Here is a 24,590-nt window from a genome sequence, read left to right as displayed (position 1 = left end):
GAGGTCTCCCGTGGTGGCGGTGGTCACTGCCCGAGGAACCGTCTGGGTGGCGGTCCATCAGCTCAGCGTATCCGTACCGGCCCCGGCCTGCCGGAGTCGCACGCCGAAGTCACCGCGTCGCCCTCGGTACCTGACACAGTCCGCCCGCCACCTGACGACGTGGCGGAGCCGACACCCGGGACCGGGCCGGCGCACCCCGCTGACCACGTATCCTGCACCAGGAACGGTGCACAACCCTGGTACCGGCCATCGGGCAACGAAGCCCGCCCCGCACACCCCGCCCCACCAGGGCCCACCGTCCGGCCACCACCCCAGGCCCGGGCCGGCCCACGGTGGTGCCCGGCCACAGGAGACCCCTGCCATGGCGGACCTCTCCCCTGCCGGCGCCCGACTGTCCACCGCACAGTTCGAAGGACGCCGACTCTCGGAGGCCCTGCTCCCCCTGGAGCTCGCACCACGTACGCAGCTCCAGCTCGCCGCGATCAGCCGCTGGAACGCGCTGCGCGGCATCCGTGTCGGCCTGGTGGCCGCCGCCCTGCTGCTCCTGCTGATCGGGGCCAACCTGGCCACCCCGATCTACCCGGTGCTCCAGCGGCAGCTCGGCCTGACCGCGCTCGACACCACCGTCCTCTTCACCGTCTACGTCTTCGCCCTGGTCCCGGTGCTGGCGGCGGTCGGCCACTGGTCCGACCACCTCGGCCGGCGCGCGATGATCCTGCCCGCCGTGGCCCTGGCCGCCGGTGGCGACGTGCTGTTCGCCACCGCGGGCAGCTTCTGGCAGCTGGCCCTCGGCCGGGCCGTCCAGGGCGTCGCGGTCGGCTTCGCCACCGGCGCGGCCGGCGCCGCGCTCGGCGACCTGCTGCCCGACCACCCGACGCTGGCCGCCAAACTCACCCTGGCCTGCTCGGCCGGCGGGGTGGCCCTCGGCCCGGTGGTCGGCGCCACCCTCTCCTCCGGCGAGCACCCGCTGCTGACGCCGTTCCTGCTGCACGCCATCGGGCTGCTGGCGCTCTGCGTCCCGCTCGCCCTGGTGCACCCCAGGATGCCCGGACGGCAGCGGCCGCCCGCCGCACCGCCGCGCATCACCACCCCCGCCCACCTGCGCCCGCAGCGGCTGCGGCTGCCGCGCACCGGGCGCCGCGAGTTCCTGCTCGCCTCCGGCGCGGGCTTCGCCTCGTACGCGGTCTTCGGGGTCTACCTCAGCCTGGCCCCGGCCTTCTCGGCCAAGCTGCTCGGGACCACCTCCTCGCTGACCGGCGCGGTGGTGGCCGCCCTGCTGCTCGGCTCCTCCGCCACCGCCCAGCTGCTGGTGCCGCCCACCGCCGACCGGCTGGTGATCGCCCTCGGCATGGCCGGCCTGGCGACCGGCCTGGCCCTGGTGGTCACCGCCCTCTACACCGGCACCCCGGCCCTGCTCTTCCTCGGCAGCGTGCTCGGCGGCTCCTGCCAGGGTGTGGCCTTCCGCTCGCTCTTCACCACCGCCGTCGCCGCGATGAACCCCGAACGGCGCGGCAGCGAGCTCTCCACCCTCTGGGTCATCGTCTACCTCGGCTCCTCCCTCCCGATCGTCGCCGTCGGCGCCCTGACCCAGCGGTACGGGCTGCTCCCGGCCGTCAGCGGCTTCGCCTGCGTCGCGGCTGCCGCCTGCCTCGGCCTCGCCGGGGCGGTCCTGCGCAAGACCGGGTAGGGGCGCGGGGAACTGCTGGTGCAACCGATCCCGCAGAAGCAGAAAGGCCCGACCCTCCGGGTGGAGGGTCGGGCCTTTGTGACAGCTGCTCAGACGTTGAAGCCGAGCGCGCGGAGCTGGTCGCGGCCGTCGTCGGTGATCTTGTCCGGGCCCCACGGCGGCATCCAGACCCAGTTGATCCGGAGGTCCTGGACCAGACCGTCGGTGGCGGTCTTGGCCTGGTCCTCGATCACGTCGGTGAGCGGGCAGGCCGCCGAGGTGAGGGTCATGTCGATGGTGGCCACGTCGGACTCGTCGATGTGGATGCCGTAGATCAGGCCCAGGTTGACGACGTCGATGCCCAGCTCGGGGTCGACGACGTCCATCAGGGCCTCGGTCAGGTCCTCGACGGAGACCGTGCCGGCCGTGGTGCCGACGATGACGGTCGGGCCCTCGGTCGAGGGCGCCGCCGCCTCGGCCGGGGTGCCGGCCTCGGTGTCGCTCATGAGTGTTTCCTTAAGGGTCGTCAGACGGCGGGGTGTTCGGCGAGCGCCTTGGCGGTGGCGTCCTTCCAGGCCATCCAGCTCAGCAGCGCGCACTTGACCCGGGCCGGGAACTTGGAGACGCCGGCGAACGCGACCGCGTCCTCCAGCACCTCCTCGTCGCCCACGCCCTTGCCCTTGCTCTGCATGAGCTCCAGGAAGGCCTCCTGGATCGCCTGCGCCTCGCCCACGGACTTGCCGACCACCAGGTCGTTCAGCACCGAGGCGCTGGCCTGGCTGATCGAGCAGCCCTGGGACTCGTACGAGACGTCGGCCACCACGGCGCCGTCGAGCCGCACCCGCAGGGTGATCTCGTCGCCGCAGGTCGGGTTGACGTGGTGCACCTCGGCGTCGCCGTCCCGCAGCCCCTTGCCGTGGGGGTTCTTGTAGTGCTCCAGGATGATCTCCTGGTACATCGAGTCGAGCTTCATTCCGCGCTCACCCCTCAGCCGAAGAAGTTCCGGACGTGGTGCAGGCCGTCGATCAGTGCGTCGACGTCGGCCGGCGTCGAGTACAGGTAGAACGACGCCCGGGTGGTCGCCGGAATTCCGTACCGCAGGCAGACCGGCCGGGCGCAGTGGTGACCGACCCGGACCGCGATGCCCTGCTCGTCGAGCACCTGGCCGACGTCGTGCGGGTGGATGTCACCGAGCACGAAGGAGATCGCCGCACCCCGGTCGACGGCCGTGCGCGGGCCGATGATCCGCAGGTCGGGGACCTCGAGCAGCCGCTGCACCGCGTACTCGGTGAGGGTGTGCTCGTGCGCGGCGATCCGGTCCATGCCGACCGTCGACAGGTAGTCGATGGCCGCACCGAGGCCGACCGCCTGGGCGATCGGCGGGGTGCCTGCCTCGAACTTGTGCGGGGCCGGGGCGTAGGTCGAGGCGCCCATGGTGACCGTCTCGATCATCTCGCCGCCGCCGAGGAACGGCGGGAGGTCCTCCAGCAGCTCCTGCCGGCCCCACAGCACGCCGATGCCCGTCGGGCCCAGCATCTTGTGACCGGTGAAGGCGACGAAGTCGGCGCCCAGCTCCTGCACGTCCAGCACCATGTGCGGGGCCGCCTGCGAGGCGTCGATCAGCACCAGCGCGCCGACGTCCTGGGCCCGCCGGACGATGGCCTCGACCGGGTTGACGGTACCGAGCAGGTTGGAGACCAGCGTGAAGGAGACGATCTTCGTCTTCTCGTTGATCAGCTCGTTGATGTTCGACAGGTCGAGCCGGCCCTCGTCGGTCAGGCCGAACCACTTCAGCTTCGCGCCGGTGCGCTGCGAGAGCAGCTGCCACGGCACGATGTTGGAGTGGTGCTCCATCTCGGTGATGACCACCTCGGCGTCGGCGTCGACGCGGTACGGCTCCTCGGCCCAACCCAGCATGTTGGCAACGAGGTTGAGCGACTCGGAGGCGTTCTTGGTGAAGATCACCTCGTCCCGGCTCGGCGCGTTGATGAACGCCGCGACCTTGTCACGGGCGCCCTCGTACAGCGCCGTGGCCTCTTCGGCCAGCACGTGCACGCCGCGGTGCACGTTGGCGTTGTGCCGCTCGTAGTAGCCGTTCAGCGCGTCGAGCACCTGCTGGGGCTTCTGCGAGGTCGCCGCGTTGTCCAGGTAGACCAGGGGCTTGTCGTCGTGCAGCACGCGCTGCAGGATCGGGAAGTCCTTGCGGAGCGCGTCGCCGAACTCCTGTGCCTCGGCCAGCGCCGAGTCATGGGTTGTCACTCGGAAGCGCCACCCTTCACGTATGCCGCGTAGCCCTCGTTCTCCAGCTTGTCGGCGAGCTCGGCGCCACCGGACTCGACGATCCGGCCGGCCGAGAAGACGTGCACGAAGTCGGGCTTCACGTACTTCAGGATCCGGGTGTAGTGGGTCACCAGCAGGGTGCCCACCTCGCCGGAGGAGGCGACCCGGTTGATGCCCTCGGAGACCTGGCGGAGCGCGTCGACGTCGAGGCCGGAGTCGGTCTCGTCGAGGATCGCGATCTTCGGCTTGAGCAGCTCCAGCTGAAGGATCTCGTGGCGCTTCTTCTCGCCGCCGGAGAAGCCCTCGTTCACGTTCCGCTCGGCGAAGGCCGGGTCCATCTGGAGGGTGGCCATCGCCTCCTTGACCTCCTTCACCCAGGTGCGCAGCTTGGGGGCCTCGCCGCGGATCGCGGTGGCGGCGGTGCGGAGGAAGTTGGAGACCGAGACGCCGGGGACCTCGACCGGGTACTGCATGGCCAGGAAGACGCCGGCCCGGGCGCGCTCGTCGACGGTCATCTCCAGCACGTCCTCGCCGTCCAGCAGCACCGAGCCGCTGGTGACGGTGTACTTCGGGTGACCGGCCAGCGTGTAGGCCAGGGTGGACTTGCCGGAGCCGTTCGGGCCCATGATGGCGTGGGTCTCGCCCTGCTTGACCGTCAGGTCGACGCCCTTGAGGATCTCGCGGGGGCCGCTCTCGGTCTCGACGGAGACGTGCAGGTCACGGATTTCAAGCGTTGCCATATGTACTCAGGACTCCTGGTTGACGGAGACGAGCACATCGTCCCCTTCGATCTTTACGGGGTAGACGGGGACCGGCCTGGTCGCGGGCAGGCCCGAGGGCTTGCCACTGCGCAGGTCGAAGCTGGAGCCGTGCAGCCAGCACTCGATCGCGCAGTCCTCGACCTCGCCCTCGGAGAGCGAGACGTTCGCGTGCGAGCAGATGTCGTTGATCGCGAACACCTCGCCCTCGGTGCGGACGATCGACACCGGGACGCCGTTCAGCTCGACGCGCTTGGGGGTGTCCTCCGCCAAGTCGGCCAGCGAGCAGGCTCGGAGAAAGGTCATCGGGTCAGACCGTCGCTTCCAGCTCGGCCTCGATCTTCGCCATCAGCTGGTCCTGGATCTCGGCGACGCCGATCTGCTGGACCAGCTCGGCGAAGAAGCCGCGGACCACCAGACGGCGGGCGTCGTCGGCCGGGATGCCGCGGGACTGCAGGTAGAAGAGCTGCTCGTCGTCGAAGCGGCCGGTCGCGGAGGCGTGGCCGGCGCCGACGATCTCGCCGGTCTCGATCTCCAGGTTCGGGATCGAGTCGACCCGGGCACCGTCGGTGAGCACCAGGTTGCGGTTGTGCTCGTAGGTGTCGGTGCCCTCGGCGGCGGCGCGGATCAGCACGTCGCCGACCCAGACCGCGTGCGCGTCCTTGCCCTGCAGCGCACCCTTGTAGACCACGTTCGACCGGCAGTGCGGGGTGTCGTGGTCGATCACCAGGCGGTGCTCCAGGTGCTGGCCGGCGTCCGCGAAGTACAGGCCGTACAGCTCGGCCTCGCCGCCGGGGCCCGCGTAGTTGACCCGCGGGTGCAGCCGGACCAGGTCGCCGCCGAAGGTGACCACGACGGACTTGAGCGAGGCGTCCCGGCCGATCAGCGCGGTCTGCTGGGCGGCGTGCACCGCGTCCCGGTCCCAGTCCTGGACCGAGACGAAGGTGAGCTTGGCGCCGTCGCCGACGACCAGCTCGACGTTGGCGGCGCGGACGCCGGAGCCGGTGTGGTTGAGCAGCACGACCGCCTCGGCGAACGGCTTGACCTCGATCAGCACGTGGGCGAAGGCGACGCCGCCCTCGCCGTGCACGTCGATCTTCACCGGCTCGGTGAGCACGGCGTCCTGCGGCACCGTGACGACCAGCGCCTGGGTGAAGGCGCTGAACGCCTGCGCGGCGACCCGGTCGACCGGCTTGCCGGCCTTGCCGAGCCGGGCGTCGTCGCGGCCGACGGTCTCGGCGGTGACGCCCTCGGGCAGCGCGAGCTCGACCTTGTCGGTGCCCGCCGCGCCCTCGGCCGCGGTGCCGTCGTGCAGGCCGAGGAGGCGGTGCATCGGCGTGAACCGCCAGTCCTCCTCGCGGCCGGTCGGCACCGGGAAGTCGGTCACGTCGTACGAGGGCTTGACCGCGACGCGCGCGTCGATCGGCTGCTGCACGGTGGCCCGGCCGGTGCCGGGCCCGGCCAGCTGGGCACCGGCTCCGGCCGTGCCGACCTCGATCGAACCGGCGGTCGTCGAGCCGGTGGTGTTCTGAACGTCAGCCATGGCTGTCGTGTTGCTCTCTTTCCTAAGGGATGCGGTGGTGGACTGCGTACGGCCGGTCAGCCGACGGAGCCCTCCATCTGCAGCTCGATCAGCCGGTTGAGCTCCAGCGCGTACTCCATCGGCAGCTCACGCGCGATCGGCTCGACGAAGCCACGGACGATCATCGCCATCGCCTCGAACTCGGTCATGCCACGGCTCATCAGGTAGAAGAGCTGGTCCTCGCTGACCTTGGAGACGGTGGCCTCGTGGCCCATCGACACGTCGTCCTCGCGGACGTCCACGTACGGGTACGTGTCCGAGCGGGAGATGGTGTCGACCAGCAGCGCGTCACAGAGCACGTTGGACTTGGCGCCCTTGGAGCCCTCGCCGATCTCGATCAGACCGCGGTAGGACGTCCGGCCGCCGCCACGCGCCACCGACTTGGAGACGATGTTGGAGGAGGTGTTCGGCGCCATGTGCACCATCTTGGCGCCGGCGTCCTGGTGCTGGCCCTCGCCCGCGAAGGCGATCGACAGGGTCTCGCCCTTGGCGTGCTCGCCCATCAGGTAGACGGCCGGGTACTTCATGGTGACCTTGGAGCCGATGTTGCCGTCGACCCACTCCATGGTCGCGCCCTCGTACGCCACGGCGCGCTTGGTGACCAGGTTGTAGACGTTGTTCGACCAGTTCTGGATGGTCGTGTAGCGGCACCGACCACCCTTCTTGACGATGATCTCGACCACGGCGCTGTGCAGCGAGTCCGAGGAGTAGATCGGGGCGGTGCAGCCCTCGACGTAGTGGACGTAGGCGTCCTCGTCGACGATGATCAGCGTCCGCTCGAACTGGCCCATGTTCTCGGTGTTGATCCGGAAGTAGGCCTGCAGCGGGATCTCGACGTGCACGCCCTTCGGCACGTAGATGAACGAGCCGCCGGACCAGACCGCCGTGTTCAGCGCGGCGAACTTGTTGTCACCGGTCGGGATGACGGTGCCGAAGTACTCCTTGAAGAGCTCCGGGTGCTCCTTGAGCGCCGTGTCGGTGTCCATGAAGATCACACCCTGAGCCTCGAGCTCTTCGTTGATCTGGTGGTACACCACCTCGGACTCGTACTGCGCGGCGACACCGGCGACCAGGCGCTGCTTCTCCGCCTCCGGGATGCCGAGCTTGTCGTACGTCGCCTTGATGTCGGCGGGCAGGTCCTCCCAGGACTCGGCCTGCTTCTCGGTGGAGCGGACGAAGTACTTGATGTTGTCGAAGTCGATGCCGGTGAGGTCCGAGCCCCAGGTGGGCATCGGCTTCTTGCCGAACAGCTTCAGGCCCTTGAGCCGCAGGTTGAGCATCCACTCCGTCTCGGACTTCTTCGCCGAGATGTCGCGGACGACCTCCTCGCTCAGCCCGCGCTTGGCGGTGGCACCGGCGGCGTCCGGGTCGGACCAGCCGTACTCGTAGGTGCCGAGACCATCGAGCTCGGGGTGCGAAACGGTGTCAGTCATGCGAGGTTCCTCCGCGCGGACGCAGGTTCGGATGGAGTAGACGTACCGGCAGTCGGCACTGCACCGGGCAGCGGGCGGACGCCTGCTGACGATGCGGCACCGGGTGCCGGCACATAGGTGGTGCAGACCCCGTCGCCGTGGGCGATGGTGGCCAGCCTTTGCACATGGGTGCCCAGGAGCTGGGAGAAGACCTCGGTCTCCGCCTCGCAGAGCTGCGGGAACTGCTCGGCGATGTGCGCGACCGGGCAGTGGTGCTGGCAGAGCTGGGCGCCGACCGGAGCCGCCGGAGAGGCTCCCGAGGGCACTCGCCGCACCGTGGCAGCGTACCCGTCGGCGCTCAGCGCCTGCGCGAGCGCCTCCGTCCGGGTGCCTTCCCCGGCCTGCTCCAGTGCGTCGCGGTAGCGCTCGCCTTGGCGGCCGAAGCGGGCCCGGGCGAAGGCGGTGACCGCCTCCTCGCCCGCCTTGCCGCCGCCGACCGCCTCGGAGATCCAGCGCAGCGCGTCGGCCGCGAGCTGGTCGTACGCCTGGTAGAAGGCGTCCCGGCCGGACTCGGTGAGCGCGAAGACCTTGGCCGGGCGGCCCCGGCCACGACTGCCGTAGACCCGCTGCTCACGGGCGTCCACCAGCCCTGCGGCGGCCAGGCCGTCCAGGTGCCGACGGACCGCGGCGGAGGTCAGACCCAGCCGGGTGGCCAGGTCGGCGGCGGAGGAGGGACCGTGGTCGAGGATCGACCGGGCGACCCTGTCCCGGGTGGCCCGGTGGCCGTCCCCCTCGCCTGCGGGCAGCACAGAACCGGGGGCCGACTCGGCCTCCGGCTGCTGGGCGTACTCGCGCATGTTTTTCACAACACGATTGTTGCGTAATTCATTCCAGAGGGACAACCCGTGATCCACGACGCCTCGGTGGCGTCAATCACGCAGGTAAGCCTTACCTGACCTGTTGCCTGACCTGCGCAAACGATCAACCCGGCCCACGGTAGGGGTGGTAGGGGCTGTCTCCCTGATCCGACGGGAACCGGGAGACAGCCCCTACGGGTGGCCTCATAGACTCCGGGGCATGGATAGCGAACCTGCGGTCGAGGTGACCGGCCTGGTGAAGCGGTACGGGCCGAAGACGGCGGTGGACGGGCTCGACCTGACCGTCCGGCGCGGCACCGTGACCGCCGTGCTCGGGCCGAACGGCGCCGGGAAGACCACCACGATCGAGACCTGCGAGGGCTTCCGCCGCCCCGACGCCGGGACGGTCCGGGTGCTCGGCCTCGACCCGGTCGCCGACGCCGCCGCGCTCCGCCCCCGGGTCGGCGTGATGCTCCAGGCCGGCGGCGTCTACCCCGGCGCCCGTGCGGTCGAGATGCTCCGGCACACCGCGAAGCTGCACGCCCACCCGCTCGACGTGGACGCCCTGGTCGAGCGGCTCGGCCTCGGCTCCTGCGGCCGGACCACCTACCGCCGGCTCTCCGGCGGCCAGCAGCAGCGGCTGGCCCTGGCGATGGCCGTGGTCGGCCGCCCGGAGCTGGTCTTCCTGGACGAGCCCACCGCCGGGCTCGACCCGCAGGCCCGCCGGGCCACCTGGGAGCTGGTCCGCGACCTGCGCCGGGACGGCGTGACCGTGGTGCTGACCACCCATCACCTGGACGAGGCCGAGCAGCTGGCCGACGAGGTGGCGATCGTGGACGGCGGCCGAGTGATCGCCGGAGGCACCGTCGAGCAGCTCTGCCGGGGCGGCTCGGAGAGCAGCCTGCACTTCGACGGCCCGGCCGGGCTCGACCTCGGCTCGCTGCACAAGGTGCTGCCGGACGGCGCCTCGGCCACCGAGCCGACCCCCGGCTCGTACCGGGTGGAGGCCCCGCTCGGGCCGGAGCTGCTGGCCACCGTGACCGCCTGGTGTGCCTCGGTCGGGGTGATGCCCGAACGCCTGACGGTGCGTCGGCGCAGCCTCGAAGACGTCTTCCTCGAACTGACCGGCCGGGAGCTCCGATGACCACGTACGAACCCAGGCCCGGCGCCGCGCCGGTCGGCCGGATGCTGCTGGCGCAGACCGCGTTCGAGACGAAGATGCTGCTGCGCAACGGGGAGCAGCTGCTGCTCACCGTGGTGATCCCGACCGTGCTGCTGGTGCTGTTCAGCGCGGTGGACGTGGTCGACGTGACCGGGCCCGGCAAGCGGGTCGACTTCCTGGCGCCGGGGCTGCTGGCGCTGGCGGTGATGTCCACCGCGTTCACCGGGCAGGCGATCGCCACCGGCTTCGAGCGGCGGTACGGCGTGCTCAAGCGGCTCGGCGCCTCACCGCTGCCACGCTGGGCGCTGCTGACCGCGAAGACCGGCTGCGTGCTGGTCACCGAGCTGCTCCAGGTGGCGCTGCTCTCGGTGATCGCGCTCGGCCTGGGCTGGTCGCCGCAGGGCAGCCCGCTCTCGGTGGTGGCGCTGCTGGTGCTGGGCACCGCCGCGTTCTCCGGCCTCGGGCTGCTGATGGCGGGCACGCTCCGGGCGGAGGCCACGCTGGCCGCGGCCAACCTGGTCTTCGTGCTGCTGCTGCTGGCGGGCGGCGTGGTCGTCCCGCTGTCGAAGTTCCCGTCGGCGGTCCGGCCGGTGCTGGAGCTGCTGCCGATCAGCGCGCTCTCGGACGGGCTGCGGACCGTCCTGCAGGACGGCGCCGGGATGCCCTGGGCGGACCTGGGCATCCTCGGCGCCTGGGCAGCGGTCGGCCTGGGCCTGGCGGCCCGGTTCTTCCGCTGGGAGTGACTAGCGCGAGCGGCGACGGCTGAGGAACACCAGCGCGCCGCCGACGACGAGCACCCCGCCACCGGCCGCCGCGATCAGCCCGGCGTTGCTGCCGCCGCCGGTCTCGGCCAGCTGCGGGCCGGTCGGCTTCGGCGGAGCCGGCTTGCTCACCGAGGGGGCCGGGGTGGGCGTGACCTTCGGCGGCGTCGGCGTCGGGGAGGGTGACGGCGGCGGGCAGGGGGTGACCGTGCCGGTCTTGGTGACCGGGTTCTTCGGCTCCTCGTCGGTGGTGATGGTGAGCACCACCGGCAGGTCCGCGGTGTGCGCCTTGACCGGGAAGTCCTGGCTGAACGAGGCGCCGAACTCCTTCTTGTCCAGCAGCTTCTCGCCATCCACCGTGAGGGTGATCCGGTTGGTGAACTGCGGGTTGTAGCTGGCCACCTTGATGCTGACCTTGTCGCAGCTCAGCGTCCACTCCGAGGTGTGCGCCGCCGCGCTGCCGGCCAGCAGCAGCGGGGTGAGCGCCCCCAGCCCCACCGCGCCCGCGAGCAGCCCGCCGGGTATTCCGCGCAGCCTTGCCATCGTGTTCTTCCCTCCCGAACGACCTTGTCCGACAAGGGCTTTGACCCTCGTACGGACCTTCGGGGGCGGACTCTACCCGCGGTCGGCCGACGACCTGCCGGACTTGACGAAAAACGCACACCCGCCGATCAGGACCGATCGGCGGGTGTGCGTACCGTGCTGCCGGGGCGTCAGGCCCGGCGGGCGCCACGACGGCGGGCGGCCACCGCGATGCCGACGCCGGCGCCGAGCACCAGCACGCCACCGACGGTCAGCGGCAGGATGCCGCTCGCACCGGTGAAGGCCAGACCGCCGCCACCGTTGCCGGGGGCCGACGGGCTCGGGGCGGGCGTGCCGGGCACCGAGGCGGACGGGCTGCCGCTGCCGCCCGGGGTCGGCGAACCGCTGCCGCTCGGGGTGGGCGAGCCGCTCGGGCTCGGCGACGGGCTGCCGGACGGCGTGCCGCTGGGGCTCGCGGACGGCGTGGCCGGCGGGGTGGTCTCGACCACGGTGGTCGGCAGGCAGCCGGTGAACGGGTAGTGGTGGGTCTCCGCACCGCCCTTGCCGGTCAGCGACTTGGCGATCACCGAGCCGTTCACCGGGCCGCCGCTGCCGAGGTCGAAGGCGGCATTCGGGGCGAGCACGCTGCCCGGCCAGGCGTTGCCGCTCTTCTTGGTCACCTTGGTGGCGTTCGGGAAGTTCCAGAGCAGCTTCTCGCGGATCTTCCCGCCGGCCGCGCTCTGCAGCTTGTCGTCGTTGAGGTAGCTCTTGGTGGCCTCGTCCCAGAGGAAGAAGCCGGTGGTGCCGGCCTGGTCCTGGTCGTAGGCGTCCTCCACCGAGCTGATCACCGTCACGGAGCCGACCGGCACCTTGAGGAAGAACTCCTTGGCCCCGGTGAGCATGTGCTTCGGGAGGACGAAGCTGTTCAGCGTCGCGTCCGTACCGGTCAGGGTCAGCTTGCCGCCGTCCAGGGACATCGTCCCCGCACCGGGCTTGACCAGCTCGGCGGAGAGCGAGCGCAGCTTGGTGAACTCCGCCGCGAAGTCGATCGGCGAGGCGCCCTTGGTGACGGTGCCCGCGTGCGCCTCGGCCTTGCCGTTGAGGGTGCCGGCGTAGACGCCGTTGCCCTTCATCACCTGGACGTTGCCGGTCAGGTTGCCGCCGACCACCAGGGCGTTGCCGCCCGGGAGCTTGGCGACCTGGTCGGCGGTCAGTTCGTTGCCGACCGAGAAGCCGCCGGTGAAGTCGGCGTTGCCGCCGATCGCGACCGCGCCCTCGGCGTCGGGGGTGTGGGTGTCGTTCCCCTCGACGAACTCGCCGTAGAGGTTGGCCGTGCCGAAGGTGCGGCAGTTCTCGGCGGCCGGGACGGCGAGGGCCGCAGGGGCGACCAGGGCGCCGAGGGCCAGGGAGCCACCGAGCGCGAGCGCGGCGGCGGGTACGGATATGCGCATGTGCAGGATCTCCGCTGTAGGTGCGGCCAAACAGGTATGGCTCAGGCCGCACTCTGTCGATCACCCCGGGCATTGGTCAAGACCAATGCCCTTTCTGTCCCGCACATCCGTTTTGCCCGGCGGGGCCGAGCGGGCGGGCAACCCACGGACGTCCGGTCGGAGGGTGTGCGTAATTTCGATCCGATTACAAGGTTTACGCAGACCAGTACAGAGCGGACATTGACTCCGAATCAGGTCGTCGGGGTCGACTACGGTCGGCCGGGCAGGGTTCAGTCGCGGCTCTCCCGACGCCTGCCTCCGCCGCGAAGGGCCGAACCGTCATGTCTCCCGAGCTTTCCACGCCCCCCGATCCGGCACCGGTCCCGGCCGACCGGACACCCCGGCGGACCGGTGAGGTCTCGGCCTCCGTAGTGGAGGTGTGACGTGTCCTCGTTCCCGCAGCACATCGAGACCATGGAGCTCCGCGTCCCGCAGCCCCGGCAGCCGGAACCGCTGGTCGCGCCGCAGCCCGTGGACGAGCAGCCGCCCGCCCCCAAGCCCCGCTCGGGCGGCCGGGACCGCTACCTGGACCTGCTGCGCGCGCTGGCGCTGTTCCGGGTGGTGATCTACCACAACTTCAGCTGGGCCTGGCTGCCGCTGGTCTTCCCCTCGATGGGCGTGATGTTCGCGCTGGCCGGCTCGCTGATGGCCCGTTCGCTGAGCCGTCCCGCGGTCACCGTGATCCGCGGCCGACTGCGCCGGCTGCTGCCGCCGCTCTGGCTGTTCGGCGTGATCACCATCGGCCTGAGCCTGCTGGACGGCTGGGGTCCGAACGCCGAGGGCCACCCCGGCTGGTGGTGGGGCAAGCTGGCCTTCTGGATCATGCCGCTGAGCACCCCGCCGTTCGCCGAGGGCACGCTGTCCGGCTTCGGCGGCCTGCTGGAGCCCGGCTGGGCCGAGCAGGTCGGGGTACCGCTCTGGTACCTCCGGGCCTACCTCTGGTACGTGCTGCTCTCGCCGCTGATGCTGAAGGCGCTGCGCCGCTTCCCGGTGGTCACCATCCTCACCCCGCTGGCGATGGCGCTCTGCTCCGGTCTGGTCCCGCAGGACGGCCGGATCTGGGAGACCCTCTCCGACTTCACCACCTTCGGCTCCTGCTGGGTGCTCGGGATGGCCCACCAGGAGGGCCTGCTGCGCAAGCTGCCGCAGTACGTCGCGCCCTCGATCGCCCCGCTGATCATGCTGGCCGGCTACTGGTGGCTGAGCAGCCGTCCGGTGGAGGACCCGACCGAGATCGGCGACCTGGAGGGCGTGCCGATCGCGCAGGCCGTCTGGTCGTTCGGCTTCGTCCTGCTGCTGCTCCACCTGAGCCCGTCCTGGCAGAACTGGCCTGGGCCGCTGCAACGCTGGAACGGGCTGATCAGCCTGCTCAACGCCCGGGCGGTGAGCGTCTACCTCTGGCACACCATGGCCCTGGAGCTCTCGGTGCCGATCGTCGACCTGGCCTGGCGGAGTGACTGGGCGTCGGCCAACCTGGCCTGGCTGCTGAACACCCGCTATCCACAGTTCCTGGTCGCGCTGCCACTGATCGCCCTGTTCGTGCTGACCTTCGGCTGGGTCGAGGACCTGGCCGCCGGGCGCTCGCCCCGGCTGTTCCCCTGGCCCCGCCGGATCAAGGGCCGCCGCCGGGCCGGCTGAGACCTGCCGGTGGCGCAGCGGAGGGGGGTGCGCATTGATCATCTGTCAGGCGAATTACAGTGATTCCCGTGCATACCCCCTCCTCCCTCCTCGCCGCCCGCTGGCAGCCGACCGCCGCGACCGTCCGGCGGGCCGCGCTCGCCGCACTGGTGATGAGCGTGGTGATCGTGATGACCGGCGGCGCCGTCCGGCTCACCGCCTCCGGGCTCGGCTGCTCGACCTGGCCGCGCTGCACCGCCGACAGCCTGACCCCGACGGCCGAGATGGGCCTGCACGGGGTCATCGAGTTCACCAACCGGATGCTCACCTACGTGCTGTGCGCGGCGGTCGCCTGGGTCACCCTGGCGGCCCGCTGCCTCCCCCAGCCCTCGGCCGGGGGGACCCCCGTTCCGTGGCGACGGAGCATCACCAAGCTGGGCTGGGCGCAGTTCTGGCTGGTGATGAGCAACGCCGTGCTGGGCGGGATCACCGTGCTGACCGGGCTCAACCCGTACATCGTGGGTGCGCACCTGATCGCCGCGCTGGGCCTGGTCTGGGTCGCGCTGCTGACCTGGGAGCGGGCCAAGGAGGGTGACGGCGCGCCGGAGCCGCTGGTGAGCCTGCCGGTGACCCGGCTGGCCAACGTGCTGGTGCTGGCGATCGGGCTGCTGGTGGTGGCGGGGACGCTGGTCACCGGCGCGGGTCACCACCCGGGCGCCTCCAGCTCGGACGGCAAGCCGGTGTACCGGATCCCGATCGACTACGACCGGCTGGCCCAGCTGCACACCGACCTGGCCTTCCTCTCCTTCGGTCTGGCGATCGCGGCGATCTTCGTGTTCGCCGCCGTCAAGGCCCCGCCGGCCGCCCGGGCCCGGGCGAAGGAGCTGCTGGTGGTACTGCTGGCGCAGGGCCTGATCGGCTTCGTCCAGTACTTCACCGACGCGCCCGAGATCCTGGTCGGCCTGCACATGCTGGGCGCCGCGCTGGTCTGGATCGCCGCGCTGCGCATCCCGCTGGCGCTGCGCCGCCGGGCCGAGCTGCCCGCCCCCGTCGTCCCGGCCCAGGAGCTGCAGGACGCCTGACGGACCGACGCGGAAGGCCCGGACCCGATCACCGGGTCCGGGCCTTCGACGTACCGTCAGCCGCCGATCTGGATACCGGCCATCCGCTTCCACTCGTAGGCGCTGGTGCGCACCCTGAGCGCCAGCTCGCCCTCGAAGTCGTCGTGCAGCTTCAGCCCGGCCAGCTCGGCCGCCCGCCGGCCGACGGCGTAGGTCGGGGCGACCTGGTCGCCCCAGGAGCCGTCCGCGCCGACCAGCACGATCCGGGTGGCCATGCCGCCGACGTACTCGACGACGCCCTCGGCGCTGCCGCCGTGCTGCTCGGCGAAGCTCCGGATGTGCTTGGCGATGCGCTTGGCGCGGCGCTCGGCACGGGCGTCCGGCGCGGCGGTGGTGGCGGTCTCTGCGCTGCTCATGTCCGGCATGCTACCGATGAGTAGTCGCACTGGCGACGGGAGCGGCGTGTGGAGCAGGCCACATAGGGTGGCGGTGTGACCTTCGAAGGCTGGCCCGCCGAGGCCCTTGAGTTCTACGAGCAGCTGGAGACCGACAACTCCCGGATCTTCTGGCAGGCGCACAAGTCGCGCTACGAGCAGGACGTCCGGGCCCCGATGGCGGCCCTGCTGGAGGCCCTGGAGCCGGAGTTCGGGCCCGGGAAGATCTTCCGGCCGAACCGGGACGTCCGGTTCAGCGCCGACAAGTCGCCGTACAAGACCCACGTCGGCGGCTATCTGCAGGGCGGCGGCTACATCCAGCTCTCCGCCGACGGGCTGGCCTGCGGCAACGGCATGTACCAGCTGGCCACCGACCAACTCGCCCGGTACCGGGCGGCGGTGGCCGAGGACGTCAGCGGCGCCGAGCTGCTGCGGGTGATCGCCGCCGTCGAGGCCGCCGGGCCGAAGGTGCACGGCCGGGACGCGCTGAAGACCGCCCCGCGCGGCTTCGCCAAGGACCACCCGAGGATCGAACTGCTGCGCAACAAGGGCCTGGTGGCCTGGCAGGAGTGGGAGCCGGCCGCCTGGCTGGGCACCGCGCGGGCGCTGGACCGGATCGCCGGTTTCCTGCGCGCCTCGCAGCCGCTGATGGCCTGGCTGGACGGGCACGTCGGCCCGAGCGAGCTGCCCGGGCGATGAGAAAGGGCCCTGCCTCGACGAGGCAGGGCCCTTCTCCGACGGTGCGTCAGGGGATGAACGGGTCCACCGCGATGACCACGAAGAGCAGGGTCAGATAGGTGATCGACCAGTGGAACAGCCGCATCTCCTTCAGCTTGGCCCCGACCAGCCCGGCCTTGGCGCGGGCGTGCAGTCCGTGCGCCTCCTTGAGCCAGAACGCGCCGAGCACCACGGCCGAGACCGGGTACAGCCAGCTGGTGTGCGCCAGCGGCCAGAGCGCCAGCGAGACCAGCACCATCACCCAGGAGTACGCCACGATCTGCCGGGCCACCGCGAGGTTGCCCTTGAGCACCGGCAGCATCGGGACGCCGGCCCGGGCGTAGTCGTCCCGCACCTTCATCGAGAGCGGCCAGTAGTGCGGCGGCGTCCAGAAGAAGATCACCAGGAACAGCACCAGCGCGGACCAGGACACCGAGTCGGTCACCGCGGCCCAGCCGACGAAGACCGGCATGCAGCCGGCGATGCCGCCCCAGACGATGTTCTGCGCCGTCCGCCGCTTCAGGCCCAGCGTGTAGACGAAGACGTAGAACAGCAGGGCGGTCAGCGCGAGGCCGGCGGCCAGCGGGTTGACCAGCAGCCAGAGCCAGACCGTCGAGGCGATCGCCAGCGCGATGCCGAAGACCAGCGCCTCCGGCGGCGAGACCATGCCGGTCACCAGCGGGCGGCGCTCGGTACGGGTCATCACCGCGTCGATGTCGCGGTCGATGTACATGTTGAGCGCGTTGGCGCCGCCGGCCGAGAGGTAACCGCCGATCACCACCCAGAGCACCAGCAGCAGATCGGGGACACCGCGCTGCGCCAGGAACATCACCGGAACGGTGGTGATCAGCAGCAGCTCGATGATCCGAGGCTTGGTCAGTGCGACGAACGCCCCGACACGGGCCCCGAGCGGCCGGCGCGCGGGAGTCGTCCCCACCACCCCGGCAGGGCGGGATTCAACGGCGGTCACGGACACCCCAACTCACGATGAATCTTCACAGGCGTCCTCGGAACCAGATGGAGCCGATCCGTCCGCGCTGCGCGTACCACGCCACCTTAGACGCTCCATATACCTCGATCGGCCCCGGGGTCCTCCGGCGAGGCGGAACCGCACACCGCCGGGTGAATCACCGCAAACCGCCCCGTCCCCCGTCTTGCTCCGTGGACGCGCCGAGCGGGCCGATCCGAGCGAGGGTAGGACGGGGCCGCACGTGACACGGTATTCGGGAATCGGAGCCGGAAAGTCCTGGTTGTCCCGCCACGCAGGGTGAAGGTCCGCCCGGGCGGTAGGCTCGCACAGAGAAGCGGGATCAACCCTCCGTGACCGGAACCAACGAGACGTCAGGCCCACAGCGACGTGGCCGACCGGTCCCTCACGGGGTCACTCTTCATATACGGAAGGAGCCCTGAGACAGGGTGAGCACCACGCCGAACGTTTTCGAGTGGACCGAGCTGGATCAGCGGACGGTCGACACGGCCCGGGTCCTGGCCATGGACGCGGTCCAGAAGGTCGGCAACGGACACCCGGGGACGGCCATGTCGCTGGCCCCCGCGGCGTACCTGATCTTCCAGCGCTTCCTGCGCCACGACCCCACGGACCCGGCCTGGGTCGGCCGCGACCGCTTCGTGCTCTCCCCCGGGCACACCTCGCTGACGCTCTACACCCAGCTCTACCTGTCGGGTTACGGGCTCTCGCTCGACGACCTGAAGGCGTTCCGGGTCGCGGGCAGCCGCACCCCCGGGCACCCGGAGCACGGTCACACCGCCGGGGTCGAGACCACCACCGGGCCGCTCGGCCAGGGCATCGCCAACGCGGTGGGCATGGCGATGGCCGCCCGCTACGAGCGCGGCCTGTTCGACCCGGAGGCCGCCCCGGGCACCTCCCCGTTCGACCACACCATCTGGTCCATCGTCAGCGACGGCGACCTGGAGGAGGGCATCTCCGCCGAGGCCTCCTCGCTGGCCGGCCACCAGAAGCTGGGCAACCTGGTCGCGCTGTACGACGACAACCACATCTCGATCGAGGGCGACACCGACACCGCCTTCTCCGAGGACGTGCTGGCCCGGTACGAGGCGTACGGCTGGCACGTCCAGCGGGTCACCCCGAAGTCGGACGGCGACATCGACGTGCCGGCGCTGGCCAACGCGCTGGAGGCGGCCAAGGCCGAGACCTCGCGCCCGTCCATCATCGCGATGCGCACGATCATCGCCTGGCCGGCCCCCGACGCGCAGAACACCGCGAAGGCGCACGGCTCGGCGCTCGGCGAGGCCGAGATCGCGGCCACCAAGAAGGTGCTGGGCTTCGACCCGCAGAAGACCTTCGAGGTCACCGACGCGGTGATCAACCACGCCCGCGAGGTCGTGCAGCGCGGCAAGGCCGCCCGGCACGAGTGGGAGAAGGGCTTCCACGCCTGGCGCGAGGCCGACGCCGCCCGGGCCGCCGAGTTCGACCGGATCACCGCCGGTGAGCTGCCCGACGGCTGGGAGAAGGCCGTCCCGGTCTTCCCGGCCGGCAAGGAGGTCGCGACCCGCAAGGCGTCCGGCGACACCCTCAAGGCGCTCGGCGCGGTGATCCCGGAGCTGTGGGGCGGCTCGGCCGACCTCGCGGAGTCCAACCTCACCACCATCGACGAGGGCAGCTCCTTCCTGCCCGAGGGCAATCCGCTGAAGTCGGCCAACCCGTACGGGCGGACCATCCACTTCGGCATCCGCGAGCACGCCATGGGCTCGACCATGAACGGCATCGCGCTGCACGGGAGGACCCGCGTGTTCGGCGGCACCTTCCTGGTCTTCGCCGACTACATGCGCCCGGCCGTCCGGCTGGCCGCGCTGATGAAGCTGCCGGTCACCTACGTCTGGACGCACGACTCGATCGGCCTCGGCGAGGACGGCCCGACCCACCAGCCGGTCGAGCACCTGGCCTCGCTGCGCGCCATCCCGGGCCTGGCCATGGTCCGCCCGGCCGACGCCAACGAGACCGCGGTCGCCTGGCACACCATCCTGGAGCGGCAGACCAGCCACCCGGGCCCGGTCGGCCTGGCCCTCACCCGGCAGAACGTGCCGACCTGGGACCGCGAGGTCTTCGGCTCCGCCGAGGGCACCGCCAAGGGCGGCTATGTGCTGGCCGAGGCCAGCGACGCGGCGCCGAAGGTGATCCTGATCGGCACCGGCTCCGAGGTCCAGCTCGCGGTCACCGCGCGTGAGGAGCTGGAGGCCGACGGCATCCCGACCCGCGTCGTGTCGATGCCGTCGATCGAGTGGTTCAACGAGCAGGACCAGGCGTACCGGGACAGCGTGCTGCCCCCGAACGTCCGGGCCCGGGTCTCGGTCGAGGCCGGCATCGCGCAGGGCTGGCGTGAGCTGGTCGGCGACGCCGGTCGGATCATCAGCCTGGAGCACTTCGGTGCTTCGGCCGACTACAAGGTGCTCTTCCGCGAGTTCGGCCTGACCGCCGACGCGGTGGCCAACGCCGCCCGCGCCTCGCTGCGCACCGTCGAGGCCATCTCGCGCTAGTCACCATCCCGGGGGGTCGGGTGCCTTCGGGCGCCCGGCCCCGTCTGACTGTCCAACCGAAAAAGAGGAAGTAGCACCATGACTGACGCACTGAAGCGCCTCAGCGACGAGGGCGTGGCGATCTGGCTGGACGACCTGAGCCGGGACCGGCTGAACTCCGGGAACCTGGCCGAGCTGGTGCAGGGCAAGCACGTGGTCGGTGTCACCACCAACCCGACCATCTTCCAGAAGGCGATCGGCGGCGGCAGCGCCGCCTACCAGGCCCAGCTGCGCGACCTGGCGGTCCGCAAGGTCACCACCGACGAGGCGATCCGCATGATCACCACCTCGGACGTGCGGGACGCGGCCGACGTGCTGCGCCCGGTCTACGACGCCAGCAACGGCCGCGACGGCCGGGTCTCGATCGAGGTCGACCCCCGCCTGGCGCACCTGACCGCGCCCACCGTCGCCGAGGCGAAGCAGCTGTGGTGGCTGGTGGACCGCCCGAACGTGCTGATCAAGATCCCCGCCACCAAGGCCGGCCTGCCCGCGATCGCCGAGGTGCTCGGCAAGGGCATCAGCGTCAACGTCACGCTGATCTTCTCGCTGGAGCGCTACCGCGCGGTGATGGACGCCTACCTGACCGGTCTCGAGACCGCCAAGGCCGGCGGCCTGGACCTGTCCCAGATCGAGTCGGTCGCCTCCTTCTTCGTGTCCCGGGTGGACACCGAGATCGACAAGCGCCTGGACAAGATCGGCGGCGACGCGAAGAACCTCCGCTCCAAGGCCGCGCTGGCCAACGCCCGGCTGGCGTACCAGGCGTACGAGGAGGTGTTCGGCAGCGAGCGCTGGAAGGCGCTGGAGGCGGCCGGCGCCAAGCCGCAGCGTCCGCTCTGGGCCTCCACCGGCGTGAAGGACCCGAACCTCCCGGACACCCTGTACGTCACCGAGCTGGTCGCCCCCGGCACGGTGAACACGATGCCCGAGGCCACCCTGGACGCCACCGGCGACCACGGCGTGATCACCGGCGACACCATCACCCCCAACTACGCCGACGCGCAGGCCCTGATGGACGCCATCGCGGCGGCCGGCGTGGACTACGACGACGTGGTGCAGGTGCTGGAGGACGAGGGCGTGGAGAAGTTCGAGCAGTCCTGGATCGAGCTGCTCGACACCGTCACCGCCTCCCTCGCGTCCTTCGCCGACGAGAACTGACACCTGCTCACAAGCACGTTCACGGAAGCGGAGCCCCAACAGTGAGCAACGAATACCCGGAGGTCGAGCAGGGCGATCCCCCGCCCGTGCCCTCCAACCCGCTACGTGACCCCGCAGACCGACGGCTCCCGCGCATCGCGGGGCCGTCGGGCCTGGTCATCTTCGGGGTCACCGGCGACCTGTCGCGCAAGAAGCTGATGCCCGCCATCTACGACCTGGCGAACCGCGGCCTGCTGCCGCCGGGCTTCTCGCTGGTCGGTTTCGCCCGCCGCGAGTGGGAGGACGAGGACTTCGCCAAGGAGGTCCACGACGCGGTCAAGCAGCACGCCAGGACCCCCTTCCGCGAGGAGGTCTGGCAGCAGCTGGCCAAGGGCATGCGGTTCGTCCAGGGCACCTTCGACGACGACGACGCCTTCGACACCCTGCGCAAGACCATCGAGGAGCTCGACCAGGCCCAGGGGACGGGCGGCAACTTCGCCTTCTACCTCTCGGTACCGCCGAAGTTCTTCCCCAACGTGGTCCAGCAGCTGAAGAAGCACGGCCTGGCCGACCCGCCGCAGGGCTCCTGGCGCCGCGCGGTGATCGAGAAGCCGTTCGGTCACAACCTGGAGAGCGCCCAGGAGTTGAACCGGATCGTGCACGAGGTCTTCCCCCGTGACGAGGTCTTCCGGATCGACCACTACCTCGGCAAGGAGACCGTCCAGAACATCCTGGCGCTCCGCTTCGCCAACACCATGTTCGAGCCGATCTGGAACCGGTCGTACGTCGACCACGTGCAGATCACCATGGCCGAGGACATCGGGATCGGCGGCCGGGCCGGGTACTACGACGGCATCGGCTCCGCCCGCGACGTGATCCAGAACCACCTGCTCCAGCTGATGGCGCTGACCGCCATCGAGGAGCCCGCGTCGTTCCACCCCAAGGCGCTGGTGGCCGAGAAGCTCAAGGTGCTCAGCGCCGTGCAGCTCCCCGAGGACCTGGGCAAGCACACCGTGCGCGGCCAGTACGCGGCCGGCTGGCAGGGCGGCGAGGAGGTGGTCGGCTACCTGGACGAGGACGGCATCGACCCCAACTCCAAGACCGACACCTACGCGGCCATCAAGCTGGAGATCAACAACCGCCGCTGGGCGGGCGTGCCGTTCTACCTGCGCACCGGCAAGCGGCTCGGCCGCCGGGTCACCGAGATCGCGGTGGTCTTCCAGCGCGCCCCGTACCTGCCGTTCGACTCCTACGCCACCGAGGAGCTGGGGCAGAACGCCCTGGTGATCCGGGTGCAGCCGGACGAGGGCGTCACGGTGCGGTTCGGCTCCAAGGTGCCGGGCACCTCCTTCGAGGTCCGGGACGTCACGATGGACTTCGCCTACGGCGAGTCCTTCACCGAGTCCAGCCCCGAGGCGTACGAGCGGCTCATCCTGGACGTGCTGCTCGGCGACGCCAACCTGTTCCCCCGTCACCAGGAGGTCGAGCTGTCCTGGGACATCCTCGACCCGATCGAGCAGTACTGGGACACCCACGGCAAGCCCGCCCAGTACCCCTCAGGCACCTGGGGACCGACCGAGGCGGACGAGATGCTGGCACGAGACGGCAGGAGCTGGCGGCGCCCATGAAGATCGACCTGACCGACACCACGTCCAGCAAGATCAACGCTGCGTTGATGGACGCCCGCCGGGCCAGCGGTTCGACCGCGGCCGGCATGGTGCTCACCCTGGTGATCGTGACCGACGAGGGCAGCGCGTACGACGCCCTCAAGGCCGCCAACGACGCCTCCCGCGAGCACCCCTCGCGCACCCTGGCCGTCATCAAGCGGGCCGGGCGCTCGCCCCGGGCCCGGGCCGAGACCCGGCTGGACGCCGAGATCCTGGTCGGCTCCGACGCGGGCTCGGGCGAGACCGTCATCCTCCGGATGCACGGCGAACTCGTCGCGCACGCCCAGTCGGTGGTGCTGCCGCTGCTGCTGCCGGACGCCCCCGTGGTGGTCTGGTGGCCGGAGAACGCCCCGCAGCACCCGGCGCAGGACCCGCTCGGCGCGATCGCCCAGCGCCGGATCACCGACGCGGTCACCGCCGAGTCCCCGGTCGGCCAGCTCGCCCAGCGGGCGGCCAGCTACACCCCCGGCGACACCGACCTCGCCTGGACCAGGATCACCGGCTGGCGCTCGATGCTGGCCGCCGCCCTGGACCAGCGCCCGGTCGAGATCACCTCGGCCGTGGTGGCGGGCGAGTCGTACAACCCGAGCGTCGAACTGCTCGGCCTCTGGCTGACGAACCGTCTGCACATCCCCGTCGAACGGGTGGTCACCGGCGGCCCCGGCATCACCTCGGTCACCCTGCGGACCAAGGGCGGCGACATCGTCCTGGACCGTCCGGACGGCCTGATGGGCACGCTCTCGATGCCCGGTGCGCCGGACCGTCAGGTCGCGCTCAAGCGGCGGGAGACCTCGGAGCTGATCGCCGAGGAGCTGCGCCGGCTCGACCCGGACGACATCTACGCGGCCGCGGTGCGGACCCCGGTGGACGCGCTCAAGGAGCCGGCCACCGAGGCCGCCGCACCCGCCCCGGTGATCGAGGCGGCCGTGGCCGCCCCGGCCCGGGTCACCGCCAAGGTGCCGGCCGCCGGGAAGCCCGCCGCGAAGCGGACCACCGCCAAGAAGGCCGCGCCGGCCGAGAAGGCGGTGGCGAAGAAGGCCCCGGCCAAGCGCGCCACCAAGAAGGCGGGCTCGTGACCACCGTCCCGCAGCTCGTCGTCCACCGGGACAAGGAGCTGATGGCGCAGGCCGCCGCGGCCCGGCTGATCACCCGGATCGTGGACGCCCAGGCCGCCCGCGGCACCGCCTCGGTGGTGCTGACGGGGGGTCGGAACGGCAACGCCCTGCTCGCCGCGATCGCCGCCTCCCCGGCGCGCGACGCGGTGGACTGGGCCCGGCTCGACCTCTGGTGGGGCGACGAGCGCTTCGTCGCCGCCGGCCACCCGGACCGGAACGCCGTCCAGGCCAGGGCCGAACTGCTGGACGCCGTCCCGCTCGACCCGGCCCGGGTGCACGAGATGCCCGCCTCGGACGGCGTCGACGGCTCCGACGTGGAGGCCGCCGCGGCCCGCTACGCCGGGGAGTTGGCGAAGGCCGCCGAGCGCGGGCCGGTGCCCGCCTTCGACGTGCTGCTGCTCGGGGTCGGCCCGGACACCCACGTCGCCTCGCTGTTCCCCGGTCACCCCGGCGTCCGGGAGACCGAGTTGAGCGTGGTCGGCGTCCGGGGCGCCCCGAAGCCCCCGCCGGTCCGGATCTCGCTCACCCTCCCGGCGATCCGGGCGGCCCGCGAGGTCTGGCTGCTGGCGGCGGGCGAGGACAAGGCCGACGCGGTCGCGCTGGCCCTCACCGGTCCCGGCGAGATCCAGGCCCCCGCCTCCGGCGCGTACGGCACCCGCCGCACGCTCTGGCTGCTCGACCGCACGGCGGCGGCCAAGATCCCGTCGCAGCTCTACCCGCCCGCCTCCGCCTGAGGCAGCGTCAGGAAGGGCCCGGCTCCGCGAGGCGGAGCCGGGCCCTTGCCGTCCCTCGTCCGTCACCCG

Annotated in this window: 23 protein-coding genes; 11 read left to right on the top strand and 12 right to left on the bottom strand. The window is 71.3% G+C overall.

Going from position 1 to position 24,590, the window contains the following annotated elements; all coding sequences use genetic code 11:
* Positions 1-361 precede the first annotated feature (361 nt).
* Positions 362-1,687 (top strand): MFS transporter, encoded by a 1,326-nt coding sequence (locus OHV05_RS25210; protein ID WP_405019664.1) that lies wholly within the window; start codon positions 362-364, stop codon positions 1,685-1,687.
* Positions 1,688-1,776: 89 nt separating this feature from the next.
* Here OHV05_RS25210 and OHV05_RS25205 read toward each other — a convergent pair whose 3' ends face one another.
* The 8 genes from OHV05_RS25205 to OHV05_RS25170 are packed head-to-tail and all read right to left on the bottom strand — an operon-like array spanning position 1,777 to position 8,555.
* Entirely contained in the window at positions 1,777-2,172 is a 396-nt protein-coding gene (locus OHV05_RS25205) for a metal-sulfur cluster assembly factor (RefSeq protein WP_403036140.1), read from the bottom strand.
* Positions 2,173-2,192: 20 nt separating this feature from the next.
* On the bottom strand, positions 2,193-2,639 hold the full coding sequence (gene sufU / locus OHV05_RS25200; protein WP_403036137.1) for a Fe-S cluster assembly sulfur transfer protein SufU: 447 nt from the start codon (positions 2,637-2,639) through the stop codon (positions 2,193-2,195).
* 14 nt (positions 2,640-2,653) lie between these two features.
* The gene (locus tag OHV05_RS25195) at positions 2,654-3,904 is read right to left on the bottom strand and encodes a cysteine desulfurase (RefSeq protein ID WP_405021539.1); all 1,251 of its coding nucleotides are present in this window, start codon (positions 3,902-3,904) and stop codon (positions 2,654-2,656) included.
* A gap of 17 nt (positions 3,905-3,921) precedes the next feature.
* Positions 3,922-4,686, bottom strand: a complete 765-nt coding sequence (sufC, locus tag OHV05_RS25190; protein ID WP_403036131.1) for a Fe-S cluster assembly ATPase SufC — start codon at positions 4,684-4,686, stop codon at positions 3,922-3,924.
* A 6-nt stretch (positions 4,687-4,692) separates the two neighbouring features.
* Entirely contained in the window at positions 4,693-5,010 is a 318-nt protein-coding gene (locus tag OHV05_RS25185; RefSeq protein WP_057240322.1) for a bifunctional 3-phenylpropionate/cinnamic acid dioxygenase ferredoxin subunit, read from the bottom strand.
* 4 nt (positions 5,011-5,014) lie between these two features.
* Positions 5,015-6,247 carry a Fe-S cluster assembly protein SufD gene (sufD, locus tag OHV05_RS25180; RefSeq protein ID WP_405019663.1) on the bottom strand — a complete coding sequence of 411 codons (1,233 nt, stop codon included), beginning with the start codon at positions 6,245-6,247 and terminating at the stop codon, positions 5,015-5,017.
* Positions 6,248-6,303: 56 nt separating this feature from the next.
* Positions 6,304-7,719, bottom strand: a complete 1,416-nt coding sequence (gene sufB / locus OHV05_RS25175) for a Fe-S cluster assembly protein SufB (protein ID WP_057240325.1) — start codon at positions 7,717-7,719, stop codon at positions 6,304-6,306.
* The gene (locus OHV05_RS25170; protein ID WP_405021538.1) at positions 7,716-8,555 is read right to left on the bottom strand and encodes a helix-turn-helix transcriptional regulator; all 840 of its coding nucleotides are present in this window, start codon (positions 8,553-8,555) and stop codon (positions 7,716-7,718) included. Before OHV05_RS25170 ends, sufB begins: the two co-directional genes overlap by 4 nt.
* Positions 8,556-8,775: 220 nt before the next feature.
* Here OHV05_RS25170 and OHV05_RS25165 point away from each other — a divergent pair, with 220 nt between their 5' ends.
* Positions 8,776-9,699, top strand: a complete 924-nt coding sequence (locus OHV05_RS25165) for an ABC transporter ATP-binding protein (RefSeq protein WP_405019662.1) — start codon at positions 8,776-8,778, stop codon at positions 9,697-9,699.
* The gene (locus tag OHV05_RS25160; RefSeq protein ID WP_405019661.1) at positions 9,696-10,460 is read left to right on the top strand and encodes an ABC transporter permease; all 765 of its coding nucleotides are present in this window, start codon (positions 9,696-9,698) and stop codon (positions 10,458-10,460) included. Before OHV05_RS25165 ends, OHV05_RS25160 begins: the two co-directional genes overlap by 4 nt.
* On the opposite strand, the gene OHV05_RS25155 is transcribed toward OHV05_RS25160, so the two are convergent.
* Together OHV05_RS25155 and OHV05_RS25150 are read right to left on the bottom strand one after the other, a co-directional pair.
* The gene (locus OHV05_RS25155) at positions 10,461-11,021 is read right to left on the bottom strand and encodes an LAETG motif-containing sortase-dependent surface protein (protein WP_405019660.1); all 561 of its coding nucleotides are present in this window, start codon (positions 11,019-11,021) and stop codon (positions 10,461-10,463) included.
* Positions 11,022-11,191: 170 nt separating this feature from the next.
* Complete coding sequence (locus OHV05_RS25150) at positions 11,192-12,451, bottom strand: choice-of-anchor A family protein (RefSeq protein ID WP_405019659.1); 1,260 nt, start codon at positions 12,449-12,451, stop codon at positions 11,192-11,194.
* A gap of 423 nt (positions 12,452-12,874) precedes the next feature.
* On the opposite strand from OHV05_RS25150, the gene OHV05_RS25145 reads away from it, so the two are divergent.
* Both OHV05_RS25145 and OHV05_RS25140 read left to right on the top strand, forming a co-directional pair.
* A complete protein-coding gene (locus OHV05_RS25145) occupies positions 12,875-14,128 on the top strand; it encodes an acyltransferase (RefSeq protein ID WP_405019658.1) in 1,254 nt (417 codons plus the stop codon).
* A gap of 68 nt (positions 14,129-14,196) precedes the next feature.
* Positions 14,197-15,189: a COX15/CtaA family protein gene (locus OHV05_RS25140; RefSeq protein ID WP_405019657.1), complete on the top strand. Its 993-nt coding sequence runs from the start codon at positions 14,197-14,199 to the stop codon at positions 15,187-15,189.
* A 56-nt stretch (positions 15,190-15,245) separates the two neighbouring features.
* Here the strand turns inward: OHV05_RS25140 and OHV05_RS25135 are convergent, their stop codons facing one another.
* A complete protein-coding gene (locus OHV05_RS25135) occupies positions 15,246-15,584 on the bottom strand; it encodes a hypothetical protein (RefSeq protein ID WP_405019656.1) in 339 nt (112 codons plus the stop codon).
* A gap of 75 nt (positions 15,585-15,659) precedes the next feature.
* On the opposite strand from OHV05_RS25135, the gene OHV05_RS25130 reads away from it, so the two are divergent.
* Positions 15,660-16,301, top strand: a complete 642-nt coding sequence (locus OHV05_RS25130) for a DUF2461 domain-containing protein (RefSeq protein WP_405019655.1) — start codon at positions 15,660-15,662, stop codon at positions 16,299-16,301.
* Positions 16,302-16,347: 46 nt separating this feature from the next.
* On the opposite strand, the gene OHV05_RS25125 is transcribed toward OHV05_RS25130, so the two are convergent.
* Positions 16,348-17,289: a heme o synthase gene (locus OHV05_RS25125; protein ID WP_403036100.1), complete on the bottom strand. Its 942-nt coding sequence runs from the start codon at positions 17,287-17,289 to the stop codon at positions 16,348-16,350.
* A gap of 446 nt (positions 17,290-17,735) precedes the next feature.
* Here OHV05_RS25125 and tkt point away from each other — a divergent pair, with 446 nt between their 5' ends.
* From tkt to pgl, 5 genes are all read left to right on the top strand, one after another.
* A complete protein-coding gene (gene tkt / locus OHV05_RS25120) occupies positions 17,736-19,832 on the top strand; it encodes a transketolase (RefSeq protein ID WP_405019654.1) in 2,097 nt (698 codons plus the stop codon).
* Between the two features lie 78 nt (positions 19,833-19,910).
* Positions 19,911-21,026: a transaldolase gene (gene tal, locus OHV05_RS25115; RefSeq protein WP_405019653.1), complete on the top strand. Its 1,116-nt coding sequence runs from the start codon at positions 19,911-19,913 to the stop codon at positions 21,024-21,026.
* 86 nt (positions 21,027-21,112) lie between these two features.
* Positions 21,113-22,633 (top strand): glucose-6-phosphate dehydrogenase, encoded by a 1,521-nt coding sequence (zwf, locus tag OHV05_RS25110; protein WP_405021537.1) that lies wholly within the window; start codon positions 21,113-21,115, stop codon positions 22,631-22,633.
* The gene (gene opcA, locus OHV05_RS25105; RefSeq protein WP_405019652.1) at positions 22,630-23,748 is read left to right on the top strand and encodes a glucose-6-phosphate dehydrogenase assembly protein OpcA; all 1,119 of its coding nucleotides are present in this window, start codon (positions 22,630-22,632) and stop codon (positions 23,746-23,748) included. Before zwf ends, opcA begins: the two co-directional genes overlap by 4 nt.
* A complete protein-coding gene (gene pgl / locus OHV05_RS25100; RefSeq protein ID WP_405019651.1) occupies positions 23,745-24,521 on the top strand; it encodes a 6-phosphogluconolactonase in 777 nt (258 codons plus the stop codon). Before opcA ends, pgl begins: the two co-directional genes overlap by 4 nt.
* Positions 24,522-24,590 lie beyond the last annotated feature (69 nt).

The organism is Kitasatospora sp. NBC_00070 (genome assembly GCF_045041205.1).
Lineage (GTDB): Bacteria > Actinomycetota > Actinomycetes > Streptomycetales > Streptomycetaceae > Kitasatospora.
The sequence above is the reverse complement of the archived record's forward strand: the minus strand, read 5'-3'. Positions and strand labels throughout refer to the sequence as shown.

Excerpts from the sequence above, each read along its gene's own strand:
- OHV05_RS25210 (WP_405019664.1), top strand. The coding sequence starts at position 362 with ATGGCGGACCTCTCCCCTGCCGGCGCCCGACTGTCCACCGCACAGTTC.
- OHV05_RS25205 (WP_403036140.1), bottom strand. The coding sequence starts at position 2,172 with ATGAGCGACACCGAGGCCGGCACCCCGGCCGAGGCGGCGGCGCCCTCG.
- sufU (WP_403036137.1), bottom strand. The coding sequence starts at position 2,639 with ATGAAGCTCGACTCGATGTACCAGGAGATCATCCTGGAGCACTACAAG.
- sufC (WP_403036131.1), bottom strand. The coding sequence starts at position 4,686 with ATGGCAACGCTTGAAATCCGTGACCTGCACGTCTCCGTCGAGACCGAG.
- OHV05_RS25185 (WP_057240322.1), bottom strand. The coding sequence starts at position 5,010 with ATGACCTTTCTCCGAGCCTGCTCGCTGGCCGACTTGGCGGAGGACACC.
- sufD (WP_405019663.1), bottom strand. The coding sequence starts at position 6,247 with ATGGCTGACGTTCAGAACACCACCGGCTCGACGACCGCCGGTTCGATC.
- sufB (WP_057240325.1), bottom strand. The coding sequence starts at position 7,719 with ATGACTGACACCGTTTCGCACCCCGAGCTCGATGGTCTCGGCACCTAC.
- OHV05_RS25170 (WP_405021538.1), bottom strand. The coding sequence starts at position 8,555 with ATGCGCGAGTACGCCCAGCAGCCGGAGGCCGAGTCGGCCCCCGGTTCT.
- OHV05_RS25165 (WP_405019662.1), top strand. The coding sequence starts at position 8,776 with ATGGATAGCGAACCTGCGGTCGAGGTGACCGGCCTGGTGAAGCGGTAC.
- OHV05_RS25160 (WP_405019661.1), top strand. The coding sequence starts at position 9,696 with ATGACCACGTACGAACCCAGGCCCGGCGCCGCGCCGGTCGGCCGGATG.
- OHV05_RS25155 (WP_405019660.1), bottom strand. The coding sequence starts at position 11,021 with ATGGCAAGGCTGCGCGGAATACCCGGCGGGCTGCTCGCGGGCGCGGTG.
- OHV05_RS25150 (WP_405019659.1), bottom strand. The coding sequence starts at position 12,451 with ATGCGCATATCCGTACCCGCCGCCGCGCTCGCGCTCGGTGGCTCCCTG.
- OHV05_RS25135 (WP_405019656.1), bottom strand. The coding sequence starts at position 15,584 with ATGAGCAGCGCAGAGACCGCCACCACCGCCGCGCCGGACGCCCGTGCC.
- tal (WP_405019653.1), top strand. The coding sequence starts at position 19,911 with ATGACTGACGCACTGAAGCGCCTCAGCGACGAGGGCGTGGCGATCTGG.
- opcA (WP_405019652.1), top strand. The coding sequence starts at position 22,630 with ATGAAGATCGACCTGACCGACACCACGTCCAGCAAGATCAACGCTGCG.